Source organism: Kitasatospora sp. NPDC059795, assembly GCF_042732175.1.
Lineage (GTDB): Bacteria > Actinomycetota > Actinomycetes > Streptomycetales > Streptomycetaceae > Kitasatospora.
In genome coordinates, this window is record NZ_JBHWID010000007.1 from 59,366 (window position 1) to 71,966 (window position 12,601).

The 12,601-nt window shown below is 72.5% G+C and carries 14 protein-coding genes; 5 read left to right on the top strand and 9 right to left on the bottom strand.

The features are described from left to right. Positions 1–222: 222 nt before the first annotated feature. Together ACFV4P_RS16250 and hemL are read right to left on the bottom strand one after the other, a co-directional pair. Complete coding sequence (locus tag ACFV4P_RS16250; protein ID WP_073808347.1) at positions 223–873, bottom strand: histidine phosphatase family protein; 651 nt, start codon at positions 871–873, stop codon at positions 223–225. A 35-nt stretch (positions 874–908) separates the two neighbouring features. Further along, on the bottom strand, positions 909–2,237 hold the full coding sequence (hemL, locus tag ACFV4P_RS16255) for a glutamate-1-semialdehyde 2,1-aminomutase (RefSeq protein ID WP_380471525.1): 1,329 nt from the start codon (positions 2,235–2,237) through the stop codon (positions 909–911). Positions 2,238–2,615: 378 nt separating this feature from the next. Between hemL and ACFV4P_RS16260 the strand changes: the two genes are divergently transcribed. After that, positions 2,616–3,104, top strand: a complete 489-nt coding sequence (locus ACFV4P_RS16260; RefSeq protein ID WP_035863661.1) for a hypothetical protein — start codon at positions 2,616–2,618, stop codon at positions 3,102–3,104. 119 nt (positions 3,105–3,223) lie between these two features. Further along, the gene (locus tag ACFV4P_RS16265; protein WP_380471527.1) at positions 3,224–3,967 is read left to right on the top strand and encodes a hypothetical protein; all 744 of its coding nucleotides are present in this window, start codon (positions 3,224–3,226) and stop codon (positions 3,965–3,967) included. Between the two features lie 34 nt (positions 3,968–4,001). Here the strand turns inward: ACFV4P_RS16265 and ACFV4P_RS16270 are convergent, their stop codons facing one another. Beyond that, complete coding sequence (locus tag ACFV4P_RS16270) at positions 4,002–4,301, bottom strand: hypothetical protein (RefSeq protein WP_380471529.1); 300 nt, start codon at positions 4,299–4,301, stop codon at positions 4,002–4,004. A gap of 186 nt (positions 4,302–4,487) precedes the next feature. Beyond that, a complete protein-coding gene (locus ACFV4P_RS16275; RefSeq protein ID WP_073807794.1) occupies positions 4,488–5,246 on the bottom strand; it encodes a GntR family transcriptional regulator in 759 nt (252 codons plus the stop codon). Between the two features lie 186 nt (positions 5,247–5,432). Here ACFV4P_RS16275 and ACFV4P_RS16280 point away from each other — a divergent pair, with 186 nt between their 5' ends. After that, positions 5,433–5,972: an ATP-binding protein gene (locus tag ACFV4P_RS16280; RefSeq protein WP_380471531.1), complete on the top strand. Its 540-nt coding sequence runs from the start codon at positions 5,433–5,435 to the stop codon at positions 5,970–5,972. A gap of 25 nt (positions 5,973–5,997) precedes the next feature. Here the strand turns inward: ACFV4P_RS16280 and ACFV4P_RS16285 are convergent, their stop codons facing one another. The 3 genes from ACFV4P_RS16285 to ACFV4P_RS16295 all read right to left on the bottom strand — a co-directional run bounded on the left by ACFV4P_RS16285 (position 5,998) and on the right by ACFV4P_RS16295 (position 8,957). After that, the gene (locus ACFV4P_RS16285; RefSeq protein ID WP_380471533.1) at positions 5,998–7,065 is read right to left on the bottom strand and encodes an N-acetylglucosamine kinase; all 1,068 of its coding nucleotides are present in this window, start codon (positions 7,063–7,065) and stop codon (positions 5,998–6,000) included. Further along, the gene (locus ACFV4P_RS16290) at positions 7,062–7,817 is read right to left on the bottom strand and encodes a sugar isomerase domain-containing protein (RefSeq protein ID WP_380471535.1); all 756 of its coding nucleotides are present in this window, start codon (positions 7,815–7,817) and stop codon (positions 7,062–7,064) included. The genes ACFV4P_RS16285 and ACFV4P_RS16290 overlap by 4 nt, the downstream gene beginning before the upstream one ends. Before the next feature lie 75 nt (positions 7,818–7,892). Then, positions 7,893–8,957, bottom strand: a complete 1,065-nt coding sequence (locus ACFV4P_RS16295; protein ID WP_380471537.1) for a hypothetical protein — start codon at positions 8,955–8,957, stop codon at positions 7,893–7,895. 85 nt (positions 8,958–9,042) lie between these two features. On the opposite strand from ACFV4P_RS16295, the gene ACFV4P_RS16300 reads away from it, so the two are divergent. Next, positions 9,043–9,621: a DUF4291 domain-containing protein gene (locus ACFV4P_RS16300; protein WP_380471539.1), complete on the top strand. Its 579-nt coding sequence runs from the start codon at positions 9,043–9,045 to the stop codon at positions 9,619–9,621. A 22-nt stretch (positions 9,622–9,643) separates the two neighbouring features. Here the strand turns inward: ACFV4P_RS16300 and ACFV4P_RS16305 are convergent, their stop codons facing one another. Both ACFV4P_RS16305 and ACFV4P_RS16310 read right to left on the bottom strand, forming a co-directional pair. Next, on the bottom strand, positions 9,644–11,293 hold the full coding sequence (locus ACFV4P_RS16305; protein WP_380471541.1) for an RICIN domain-containing protein: 1,650 nt from the start codon (positions 11,291–11,293) through the stop codon (positions 9,644–9,646). 261 nt (positions 11,294–11,554) lie between these two features. Continuing rightward, positions 11,555–11,794, bottom strand: a complete 240-nt coding sequence (locus ACFV4P_RS16310) for a chaplin (RefSeq protein ID WP_380471543.1) — start codon at positions 11,792–11,794, stop codon at positions 11,555–11,557. Positions 11,795–12,047: 253 nt separating this feature from the next. Here ACFV4P_RS16310 and ACFV4P_RS16315 point away from each other — a divergent pair, with 253 nt between their 5' ends. Beyond that, a complete protein-coding gene (locus ACFV4P_RS16315; protein ID WP_380471545.1) occupies positions 12,048–12,290 on the top strand; it encodes a chaplin in 243 nt (80 codons plus the stop codon). The last annotated feature ends 311 nt before the right edge of the window (positions 12,291–12,601 follow it).

Here is a 12,601-nt window from a genome sequence, read left to right on the forward strand (position 1 = left end):
CCGTTGGGGGGGGGGGGGGGGGGGGGGGGGGGGGGGGCCCAATCCCATGTTAAATGTTTCCCCGGCAACTCCGGCCTTTTTTGGGGGGGCCCGCCTTTGCCGGCCGCCCCCCCCACGACCTGCGGAAACTCCACTTATGATCGTCTTAATTCGGGCATTCCGTCGCTCGCCGTGTTTACCCCGCGGGGCACCGGTGTGAGCAACGTCCCGAAGCCGTACGGGTCAGGCCCCGAAGCTCTTCCCGACCGGCTTGTCGCCCTTCTTGCCCTTGCCCACCAGGTGGGCCGGCAGCAGGTCGCGGGCCGGCTCGCGGTAGCCGATCGAGACGATCCGGTCACCCTCGAAGGTGAAGCTGGTCAACGAGGCGAGCGAGCACTGCCGGCGGCGCGGGTCGTGCCACAGCCGGCGGCGCTCGGCGAACGAGCGCAGGATCCAGATCGGCAGCTGGTGGCTGACGCACACCGCCTCGTGCCCGCGCGCGGCGTCCCGGGCGCCGGCGATCGCGCCCATCATCCGCACCACCTGGTCGATGTACGGCTCGCCCCAGGACGGCTTGAACGGGTTGGTGAGGTAGCGCCAGTACGCCGGGTTGCGGAGCGAGCCGTCGCCGACGCCGAAGGTCTTGCCCTCGAAGATGTTCTCCGCCTCGATCAGCCGCGGGTCGGCCGCCACCTCCAGGCCGTGCGCCTTGGCGATCGGCTCGGCGGTCTCCTGGGCGCGCTCCAGCGGGGAGGCCACCACGTGCGTGATGTCGCGGTCCTTCAGGTGGTCGGCCACCCGCTCGGCCATCTGCCGCCCCAGCTCGGACAGGTGGTAGCCCGGCAGGCGGCCGTACAGCACGCCCTCCGGGTTGTGCACCTCGCCGTGCCGCATCACGTGGACGACCGTGATGTCCTTCTTGTTGTCCGTCACTTGGACTCCTCGGTGGCCTCGGCGGCGGCACGGGCGGCGGCGGGCAGGGCGGCGGCGATCCGCTCGATCGCGCGCGCGTCGTGCGCGGACGAGACGAACCAGGACTCGAACGCCGACGGCGGCAGGTAGACGCCCTGACTCAGCATCGAGTGGAAGAAACCGTTGAAGCGGAACGCCTGCTGGCGGCGGGCCTCGTCGTAGTTGGTGACCTGCTCGTCGGTGAAGAAGACCGAGAACATGTTGCCCGCGGTCTGCAGGCGGTGTGCCACGCCCTCCTTCGAGAGCGCCTCGGTGACCAGGCCGGACACCTCGGCGGCGACCCTGTCGACGGTGGCGTACACCTCGTCGGTGCAGTGGCGCAGCTGGGCCAGACCGGCGGCGGTGGCGATCGGGTTACCGGAGAGCGTGCCGGCCTGGTAGACCGGGCCGGCGGGGGCGAGGTGCGCCATCACGTCGGCGCGGCCGCCGAACGCCGCGGCGGGGAAGCCGCCGCCCATCACCTTGCCGAAGGTCAGCAGGTCCGGCGCCCAGCCCTCGTGGGCGGCCTCCAGGCCGTACCAGCCGGCCTTGGAGACGCGGAAGCCGGTCATCACCTCGTCGGAGATGAACAACGCGCCGTTCTCCCGGCACAGTTCGGCCAGGCCGCCGTTGAAGCCGGGCAGCGGCGGGACGACGCCCATGTTGCCGGGCGAGGCCTCGGTGATCACGCAGGCGATCTCGCCGGGGTGCGCGGCGAAGGCGGCACGCACCGCGTCCAGGTCGTTGTACGGCAGGACGATGGTGTCGCCGGCCTGCGCGCCGGTGACGCCCGGGGTGTCGGGCAGGCCGAAGGTGGCGACGCCGGAACCGGCGGCGGCCAGCAGCGCGTCCACGTGACCGTGGTAGCAGCCTGCGAACTTGACCACCTTCGCGCGGCCGGTGAAGCCGCGGGCCAGTCGGATCGCCGACATCGTCGCCTCGGTGCCGCTGGAGACGAGGCGGACCTGCTCGACCGGGGCGATCCGGGCGACGATCTCCTCGCCGAGCTCGACCTCGCCCTGGCCGGGCGTGCCGAAGGAGGTGCCGCGGACGACCGCCTGCTGCACCGCCTCGATCACCGCCGGGTGCGCGTGGCCGAGCAGCATCGGGCCCCAGGAACACACCAGGTCCACGTACTCGCGGCCATCGGCGTCGGTCAGGTACGGGCCGCTGCCGGACACCATGAAACGGGGCGTGCCGCCGACCGCGCGGAAGGCCCGCACCGGCGAGTTGACGCCGCCGGGGGTGACCGCCAAGGCGCGCTCGAACAGCGACTGGGACTGGGGTGCTTCGTACGGGTAGCTCATCACTCGCTCATCCGTTGGGTCCGCGGGGTGGCCTGGAGCCTCTCTTACCCGAACATGGTCTCAAATCGTGTCTTTGCGTTCTGCATGTCGGGCCCGATCATCTGGAACGATGATCCGTGTGCTGCTCCCCTCACTGCCTGTGGCGAAGGTAAGGTCGAGTAACGCGCGCTCGTGTAGCGCGCAAGCAGACGGGTAAGGGGCATGTCCGGAGGGAAAGTCGGACATGCGGGGGTCTGTCGATTCCGGCGAGTTCCGGTGAGGATGGTCCGAGTGTCCGAGAGGCAGGACGGTTTCGACGAGGCCGCGGAGCGTACCCGCAGGCCGGCCGGGACCGGCGGGGGCAGGGAAGCGGGCAGGGGAAGGAGGGGCGAGGGCAGAGTGGGGGTCACCTACAAGTACTTCGGGGCACCGGATCGCGCCACCGCCGCCAGAGTCCCCACCGCGCTCGGCCCCGGTGGCCTCGGCCTCGACGCCGGCGAACTGGGCGCGCTCGGCCGGCTCGGCGACCTGATGGAGACCAGCGGCTCCGGCAACGGACACCTCTCCACCAAGATCAAGCCCGAGACGATGAGCGCGATGGTGCTGACCGGCATTCAGGGCGTGCCGCTGCACCACGTCCCGCCGCTCGAACTGGTGGTCCTGCACCCGGACTACGCGGTGGTCCAACTCCCGCACACCGTCGTCGAACCGCTCCGCAAGGCCGACGAGACCGAGCTCGGCGCCGCCGCCTTCATCTGGTCCACCGTCCCCGACCGCCGCGGCCCGCGGGACGCCTTCGTCATCTACCAGATGCTGCACGAGTGGCAGGACTTCGCCAACCGCCTGCACGACGCCGGCCACCAGCTGTACTGCCTGGTCTGGCCCTGAGGCCGTCCCCGTCGAATTGATCGCCCGTCGGTCCGGGCCGGTAGCGTGTGCGCGCTCCCGACCCGGAAGGTTCGACGGTGGATCATCAGCGCCCCTCGACGGAGGACATCCTGGCGCGCATGCCGGAACTCGCGCCGTACGGCCGCGCGGCCGCCCGGCTGCGGATCGAGCGCGGCGCGCCCGGGGTCACCGACAGCTCGATCGGAGGCCCGCTGCTGTGGCCCGCCGGCGAGCTGTGGCCGCACTGCCCGGTGCCGGAGGCCGATGAGCACGACGGCAGCCCGGCGATGGTGCCGCTCGCCCAGATCCACGCCCGCGACGTGCCCGGCCCGTGGTGGCCCGACGGCATGGACGTGCTCCAACTGCTCTGGTGCCCGTTCGAGCACTGGGACCCGCCGATCGGCCAGGCCGACCTCTGCCCGACCGTCGAACTCCGCTGGCGGCGGGCCGACGCGCACGCCGGGGCGCCGGTGGCCGATCCGCCGGAGCCGTCGGCGTCCGCCGAGCCCGAATACCTGCCGGAGCCCTGCGTGTTCACCGTGGAGCACCTCGTCGACTTTCCGTACCGCGAAGAGCTTCCGGCCGAACTCCGGCTCGCCCTCGACCAGTTGATCCTCGACACCGGCCCCGGGGGCAAGGACGTCATCACCCGGGTGACCGGCTGGAAGCTCGGCGGATGGCCGACCTGGCACCTCAACCACCCGCACACCCCCGCCTGCGAGTCCTGCGGGCGCCCGATGACCCTGCTCCTCACGATCGCCGGCGACGAGACCCCCGGCATCCAGGTCGGCCGCTGGGGCGAACTCCGCATCTTCACCTGCCCGGGCGACCACACCCATCCGTTCGCCGCCGACCTGCACTGACGGCCGGTCGGCGGGTGCGGTTGACGGCCCGTGATCAGAGCCGGCGCAGCGCCTCGGTCAGGTCCGGGCCGAGGTGCTCGTGGATGAACAACTCCCTGCTCTCGGCGAGGTGTTCGCCGAGGTACCAGGAGCTGTCGGCGGCCGAGCGGACACAGCAGAGCGGGCCGAGTCCGATGATGTGGCTCGGCGCGAGGTCGATGCCGTGGACCGTCCGGTCGAGACCGAGGGCCCGAGCCGCCGGGCTGCCGGTGACCTCGCGGAGGCGGGCGTGCGTCCAACCGTCGGGGAGCAGGTGGTCCTCGGGGTCGGGGCCGGACGGGAGGCGTTCCAGCACGGCGTGGGCGCGTAGGCGAACGTGCGGGGTCTTCCGGTCATCCCGCCACGGTAGGGCGCGGTCCGGCGGGCGGTCGCCGCGTTTTTCGGGCTGTTCGGCCGCTGCCGCGACTGCGCCCGCTTGTCCACAGGCCTGTGGACAAGCGCGTCCGCCCGGGCCGGTCGTCCACAGGCGGGGCAGGGCCGCTCAGGCGTCGAAGTCGTATTCGAGGATGTACGCGGACGAGTCGAGCACCATCGCGTTGAACTCGACCACCTGGCCGTCCTCGGCGAACGCGGTGCGGTGCACCAGGAAGACCGGGGTGCCGGGGGCGAGGGCGAGGCGTTCGGCCTCGTCGCCGGCGGGCATCCGGGAGCGGATGTGCTCCTGGAAGTGCACCGGCTTGTGGCCGAGTTCGGCGAGCCGGGCGTAGGTGCCGCCGGGGCCGGTGTCCGGGTCGGTGATCCGGGTGCCGGTCACCAGCGCGGCCGGCAGGTAGGACTCGGAGAGCAGCACCGGCTTGCCGTCCAGCACGAAGCGGCGGCTGCGTACGCAGGCCGACTCGCCCGTCTTCAGGCCGAGGACGGCGGCGATCTCCTCGGGGACCTCCCGCTCGGCGACGGTCAGCTGGTCCACCGTCAGGTCGCGGGGCCCTATGTCGGTCGACCAGACCGAGAAGCCGCTGCCCCAGTTCCGGCCGGACAGCCGCTGGATGCCGCGACGCCTTATCGGCCGGAACTCCCGGACGAAGACCCCCACCCCCTTGCGGGCCTCCGCTATCCCCTCGGTCTGCAGGACACCGAGCGCCTGGCGGGCCGTCATCCGGGCCACGCCGTACGTCACCATCAGGTCGTTCTCGCCCGGCAGCCGGTCACCGGGACGGTAGCGACCGGAGTCGATGTCGCGCTTGAGGTCCTCGGCGATGCGCTGGTACTTGGGCTGGGTGGCTCGGGGGCTACTGGTCATGGCGGCGGGCTTCCTTCCCCTCTCTAGACATCCTACGCACGGTACGCCGGTCCGCCCCTCGATGCATTGACATCTCTAGAGATTTCAGCTTGTCTAGAGATGCTGAAATCTGACATACCCTCATATCGGCTGCCGAGTCTCCGTCCCACGAGCGTTCATCGAGCGAATCCGCATGAGGAGCCCGCCATGTCCGTGCACCGTCGATGGTTCTCACTGCCCCGCGAGCCCGCCACCGTCGCCACCGGACGCCGCCGGGTCCGCGCACTCATCACCGCCTGGGGCGGCGCTCCCCTGGACGAGGACACCCAGCTGACGGTCGATCTGGTCACCTCCGAACTGCTCGGCAACGCCGTCCGCCACGCCACCGGCCCGGTCGTCACCGTCGGCGTGCACACCGATCCGCTGCACCATCGGGCCGTCATCGAGGTCTACGACACCTCCCCCTCCGTACCGGTGGCCGGCCGCCCCGACCGGGACTCCGAGTCCGGCCGCGGCATCCTGCTGATCGCCGAACTCGCCCTCGCCCACGGGGTGATCCGCAAGCGCACCGGGAAGTGGGTGTGGGCGGAGATCGCCCTGCCGACCGGGCGGATCGCTCGCCCCTGGTGGCCGGTCCGGAGCCGCAGCAGGGGCACGGCGGAACGTCCGGTCCGGAGCCCGCAGGACGGCATCCCGCAGAAGGCCCCGGCCGACCGGGTCACGCCCGGGGCCGTCACCTGCCACTGACCGCGCCCCGGGCCGGCCGACCCGCTCAGGCTGTCAGGCGGCGGTGGAGCTCCTCCGTCCCGCGGCCCAAGGTCCGGGCGGCGAGCCAGGCGGCCGCGCCGGCGCCGTTGCCGGCGGTGGAGACGGTCGCCTCCGGCCAGCGGGCGGCCAGCCGCGGGCGCAGCTGCGCGGCCAGCGGCGTCGCGGAGGTGAGCAGGCCGCCGGCCAGCACCAGGGGCAGCGGGGAGTCGGGGTCGCGGACCAGGGCGAGAGTGTCGATCAGGTGGCCGGCGGCGCGGTCGACCAGATCGACCGCGACGGGGTCGCCCGCCGCCGCGCAGTCGAGCACCACCGGGGCGAACCGGGCCAGCCGGGCCGGCGCCTCGGCATGGGCGGCGGCGATCAGCGCGGCCCGCGGCTCGCGCCCCGAACCGCCGGAGCCGCCGGAGCCGCCGGAGCCACCCGAGCCGTCCGAAGCGCCCGAAGCACCCGAGCCGCTCGAACCGCCCTGCCCGCAAAGCCCCTCCGGCCCGAGCAGCGCCTCCGCGATCGCACCCGCCAGGCCGGGCAGCCGGAGCGGCGTGCCGTCGAACGGCAGCGCGCGGTCCACGGCGGTGAGCGCGGCGGAGACCGCTTCGCGGCCGAGCCAGCAGCCGGAGCCGCGGTCGCCGAGCAGCCAGCCGTGGCCGTCGGCGGTGCGGCGCAGTTCGTGGTCGCGGATCTCGGCGGCGATCGCGCCCGTGCCGCTGAGCAGCAGGGTGCCGTCGGCGGCGGGGCTCCCGGCGGCGTGGGCGAGTTCGGCGTCGTCGACGAACCGCGGGGCGATGGGCAGTCCGGTGGCCGGCCAGAGCGCCGACAGCTCCGGCGGGGCGAGCGAGTTGCCCGCGAGGCCGATCACCGCGGCCGTCACCCGGGCCGGGTCGAGCCCGGCCAGCGCGGCCCGGACGGCCCCGCCGATCTCCCGGACGGCGACCTCCGTGCCGTGCGCGACCGGGTTGCCCCCGGCACCGTGCGCGGTGCCGAGGACCCGGCCGTCCAGGGTGGCGACCAGGGCGCGGGTGCTGGTGCCGCCCACGTCGAGGCCGAGGACCAGCGGCTGCCCGGGGGCGGTCATGCGGTGCGGCGGATACGGCCGGCGTACCGCGCTTCGAGCGCGTTGTTGTGCTCGTCGCCGCCGGGGATGTTCGCCGACAGGTAGACGGGCGGGACGCCGCCGTTCTCCTCGACCCGGCGGATCACCTCGGCGATGATCTGCTGGCCGAGCAGCGCGGCGGTGATCGAGGAGATGCCGCAGGCCCGTCCGCCGCCCGCCATCGGCAGGACGGCGTCGCCGAACGGCGCGCCGTTGTCCAGCACCACGTCGGCGTAGTCGCGCAGCCGCAGGCCGGACGGGTGCTTGGGCCGGACGCCGGCGGTGTGCTCGGCGGAGGTGACGACGATCAGCGGGTGGCCGTTCTCCTTGGCCAGCCGGGCGAGTTCGACCACGCAGCCGTTGACGCCGGAGTTGGACGCCAGCACGAACACGTCCGCCGGGTGCGGGGCGGTCAACTCCCAGAGCAGTGCGGCGGGTTCGGTGCCGCGTTCCAGCTCGGAGCCGTCCAGGACCTCCACCGGCCGGCCGCCGAACAGCACCACGTCGCGCAGCGCGATCCGGTTGCTGGGCACCAGTCCGCCGGCCCGACCGGCGAGCTCCATCGCGAACGCCTCGGAGTGCCCGGTGCCGAACGCCTGCACGATGCCGTCCGCCGCGAGCGCGTCGGCGATCAGCTCGGCGGCCCGCGCGACCTGGTCGGCCTGCGAGCCGCTGACCCGGTCGATGGCGGCACGGGCGGCGGCGACGAAGTCGGCCGCGGAGGGGCTGGGCACGGGGAACCTCCAAGCAGCGCACGGTGGGACGGCTCACATGGTCGGGCCGGTCCGCCGCCGCTGTCAACGACAGGACTAGACCAGTCGGGGGGTCTCGATCAAGGGTTCGAACCCGGCGCACTCGAACGGGTCGTCGTCCGGGTCCAGCCCCGGCAGCCCGGGCACGTCCAGCCCGCCCCGCAGCCACCCGACGAGCACCTCCACCAGTCCACCGGACAGCCGCACTTCCTCGCGGACGTGCCGGGGGCGGACCGCCACCGGCCAGGCGTCCGGGTCCGGCCCGACGGTCAGCCAGCCGATCCGGTCGGTGTCGATGCTCGATCCGATCACCAGGAAGCCGTCCGGCTCCGGCCAGCACGGGCCCGGACCGGACCGGCCGATCAGCTCGGGCAGCCCGGCCAGCCCCCCGGGCGGGGCGAGCCGCAACCAGTGCGACCAGCAGCCGCCGCCGTAGGCGTCCATCAACTCCCGGTAGTCGGACGGCAGTCGAGTGCCCAGCCGGTCGAACACCCGCTCCCAGTCGCAGCCGGCCGCCGGGGGCGGCGGCACCAGCAACCGCAGCGCGGCCGGGCCGGCCGGGCCGCGCAGGGCGAACTCCCGTTCGGCCGCGGTGAGTTCGGGACGCGGCGACGGAATCCCGGCGACCGGCGGATTCCAGTGCGGCGCGACCGTGGCCGGCAGCGGGCCGAGCCGGCCGACCCGGTCGAGGATCACCGTCTCCAGGAAGGCGGTCAGCGTCAGCCCGGAGTCGAGCAGCGGTTCGGACCGGGCGGGGTCGCAGAGCACCACCGTCCAGCTGTCCGGCTCCGGGTCGGCGGTGTTCCACAGCAGGGACGTCCGGCCGTTCACGGTGTGGCCCCAGGGCAGCAGTCCACCGGGCACGGGGTGCAGCCGAAGCGGTGGGAGGCCGGCCTCGCGCAGATCGGCCCGCAGGCCGCTCTTGGCCCACGGCAGCATCCCGAGGTACTCCCGATCGGCCGCCGACAGCACGATCGCCCCACCGACCACCACCGTGCCGAACCGCGTCAACTCCCAGTAGTCAGCCGGAAGTCGCACGCCCAGCCAGGACTCGACGGCCGCCCGGTCCACCGCGAACGGGGTGAGCGGACGGTCGGGTTCGAGCTGGTCGAGCAGGTCCATGCCGCCGATCCTCCGGCCCTGCCGAGGCCCGGGGCAAGCGGAAATTCGCGCGCGGACGCGGGCCGCCCCGGACAGGATGAGGCGCATGGACGAGGTGCCGAAGAAGCAGATCAGAGCCCGCTACGACGACGGGACGGTGACGGTCTACCAGGCGTTCCGCCCAGAGATCGCCGACGCCGCCGTGGCCGACGGACGCTGGCCCGACACCTTCAGGCACGACCGGATGACGTGGATCAAGCCGTCGTTCCGCTGGCTGATGCACCGCAGCGACTGGGCGCGCGGCGAGGGCCAGGAACGGATCCTCGGCGTGGTGATCACCCGGCAGGGCTTCGACGCCGCACTGGAGGCGGCGGTGCTCAGCAGCTACCGGCCGGGTGTGCACGCCTCGAAGGCGGACTGGCAGCGGGAGTTGCGGCGCAGCGGCGCCCGCGTCCAGTGGGACCCGGAGCGGGACCTGCACCTCCGCCCGCTGCCGCACCGCTCGCTGCAACTGGGCCTGAGCGGCGAGCTGGTGCGCCGCTACACCGCCGAGTGGCTGGTGCGGATCGAGGATCTGACGCCGCTGGCACGGGAGTTGCACGCCACCAGGGACGCCGCGCTGCTGCCGCCGGAGCGGCCGTACCCGATGCCACCGGGTGCGGCCGCCCGACTGGGCGCGGGCTGACGGAGCGGCAGCCCGCACCCGATCAGCCGTGCAGGTAGACGATGCCGAGCTTGGTCAGCTGCCAGTGCTGCGCGGCGGAGCCGTCGTCGGCGGCCAGCTGGACCAGCGCGTTGCCCTTGGCGTCGGTCTTGGCGGAGGCGGTGGCGAGCTTGGTCGGGTCCTGGGAGTCGGCCAGCTTGTAGGTGCCGTCGCCGACCGGCTGCAGGATCCAGTGCTGGTTGCCGCCGCCGTTGCAGCGCCACTGCTGGAGCTGGGTGCCGGGGGCGGTGGAGGCTCCGGAGGCGTCCAGGCACATGTCCCGGTTGCCGCTGAAGTCGAGCTCGAAGGAGCCGCCGGCCTTGATCTCGAACACGAAGGACTGGTTGAGTCCGCCGGTGGCCGAGTAGGTGATCGCGGCCCGGCCGTTGGTGGAGTCACCGTAGGTGCCGCCGCCGGACAGGTCGAGCACCTTGCCGCTGGCCTGGTTGGTGAGCTGGTACCAGGCGCCGTCCTCGGGGGTGTCCGGGAACGGCTTGCCGGGGGTGAGCGCGGTGATCGAGGTGGTGTTCTGCTGGTTGAGCGAGCAGAACGCCTGGGGCAGTCCGGACTGCTGGTAGAACTGCCGTAGGCAGGCCGCCTCGGCGGCGTACCCGGCCACCCGCAGGTGGTACGACTGGCGGACGTTGTTCATGCACAGGCCGGGGATGGAGATCGGGGTGTCGCAGCCGTTGCGGGTGCTCTCCGACAGGTCGATCACGTCGCCGTTGGTGTACTCGTACGGCGAGCTGGTCCACTCCGCGCAGACCTCGTGGCCGAACGCGACCCGCCGCTGGTCGAGGTAGCGCACGCCGGGCACGCCGGAGGCGGCCTCGCGCAGCGCGTCGCTCAGCGTGGGGACGACCCAGTTGTGGCCCCAGGCGAGGTCCTCGGGGAAGGCCGGGCAGCCGTCCGCGACCTTGCCGGCGTAGTCGTTGCGGCGGATGTCGGGCGTGATCGGGTTGAAGTACGACTGGTAGACGAGCTGGTAGGAGTCGTCGGAGTAGCCGGCCTTCCGCATGGTGTTGCGGATGTTGGTGAGCGCGGCCGTCACCTTGGGCTTGACCCCGGCGGCGCGCCGGGTGATCTCGGCGCTGCCGATGGTGTCCCGGCAGCCCTGGGACTGCGGGATCGGGAAGTACTGGGCGAGGCAGGACATCATGATGTTGGCGAACTCGAAGTCGTCGTTCGCGCCGATCGTGACGACGACCATCTTCACGTCGTAGTTGGCTGCGGTGGCGGCGAGTTGGACGTCCTGCTTGGCCTCGCCGAAGTCGCCGCTGCCCGGTCCGGTGATCTTCGCCAGCTCGGGGTCGCTGACCAGGTCGCCGGTCTGCGCGCCGGAGCAGGCCAGGTCGACCGGGGTGACGCCGGGGAGCTGGGTGGTGAAGATCTCGGACTTGGTGGAGCGGTGGCAGTAGTTGGTGGGGGTGTCGGTGCCGGGCATGTAGTCGTCGTTGGTGTCGGTGCCGGCGCCTTCGCCGGAGATCGCGCTGTCGCCGAGGGCGACGATCGCGGCGGGCTTGCCCGCGCTGGGCGAGGCGGCCTGGGCGGTGGCCGCGGTGCCGAGGCCGGTGCCGAGACCGAGGGCGGCCAGCAGCGCGGCGGTGGCGAGCAGGGCGGGGGGCCTGCGGCGGACCATAGGTGTCCTGGACACTCATGACTCCTTGCGGGGGTGGGGGTACGCCCGACGGGTGCCGGGCGGCGCGGAGCATGGGGGGACCGGGCCGGAACCCGGCGAACATGAGGCAGGCTCACATGCTAGGTACTGACAGGTAACACAACAAGACTCGCGGCGCGATACGACCGCCGCCCGCCGCACACCGTCAGAAACCAGGCGCAGAAACGCAGTTGGGCCGCCGCCCGCACCCCACGAGGAGGTGCGGACGGCGGCCCGGGATCTGCCGGCGGGCTTGGATCAGCCGCCGTTGACGCAGGTGTTGCCGAACGCCGGGTTCAGCAGACCGATGATGTCGATGGAGTTGCCGCACAGGTTGACCGGGATGTGGATCGGGACCTGGACCTGGTTGCCGGACACGACACCGGGGGAACCGGCGGCGACGCCCTCGGCCTCGCTGCTCGCCATGGCGGAACCCGCACCGGCGGCGACGATGCCCACGACGGCGGCGCCGACCGCGGCAGCCTTCTTGATGCTCATTTGAGTCTCCTCGATAAATCAGATCTTCCAATTGCCGCGCCGGGGCTACCGGAAGGAAGCACACGGGACGTGCACTGGGCCAACGAAGCCACGCCGGATCAGTTGCGATGCTCTTCCGACAATCACCCGTCCGGCGTAACCGGAGCATTCGGGTGAACGGTTCGAACGATCGCGGAACCCGCCCGTTTCCACCGCCGCACTGGTTCGTTCTTCCTGGCGAAACCCGATCCACCGCAAGAAATGAGACTTCATCATGCGCAAGCTCGCCTACGGCGCCTTCGGTTCCGCGGCCGCTGCGGCCCTGCTGCTCGGCGGGGCCGGCGCGGCCATGGCCAGCAGCGGCGCCGAGGGTGTCGCGGCCAACTCGGCCGGCGTCGTCTCCGGCAACCAGATCCAGGTCCCGGTGCACGTTCCGGTCAACCTGTGCGGCAACACGATCAACGTCGTCGGCCTGCTGAACCCGGCCTTCGGCAACACCTGCGTCAACGGCGGCTGATTCCCCGCCCCGCACGCGACCGTTTCCGCCGACCGTGCGGAAGCGGTCGTCGACGTGGGCACTCGCGCGGCCCAAGCCACCGGCGACACGCGGGTCTTGGGCCGCGTGAGTGACATTCACGGCGCATCCCGAAAACAGCGGGCGATGATGCCAATCGCCCGGCACCCGACCATTCGCGGTCGGACCGAACGTGAGGAAGAAGAACCATGCGCAACTTCAAGAAGGCCGCGGTCCTCTCCGTCGCCGCCGCCGGCCTGGTCCTCGGCTCGGCCGGTCTGGCCAACGCCTCCGCCGAGGCCGAGGGCGTCGCC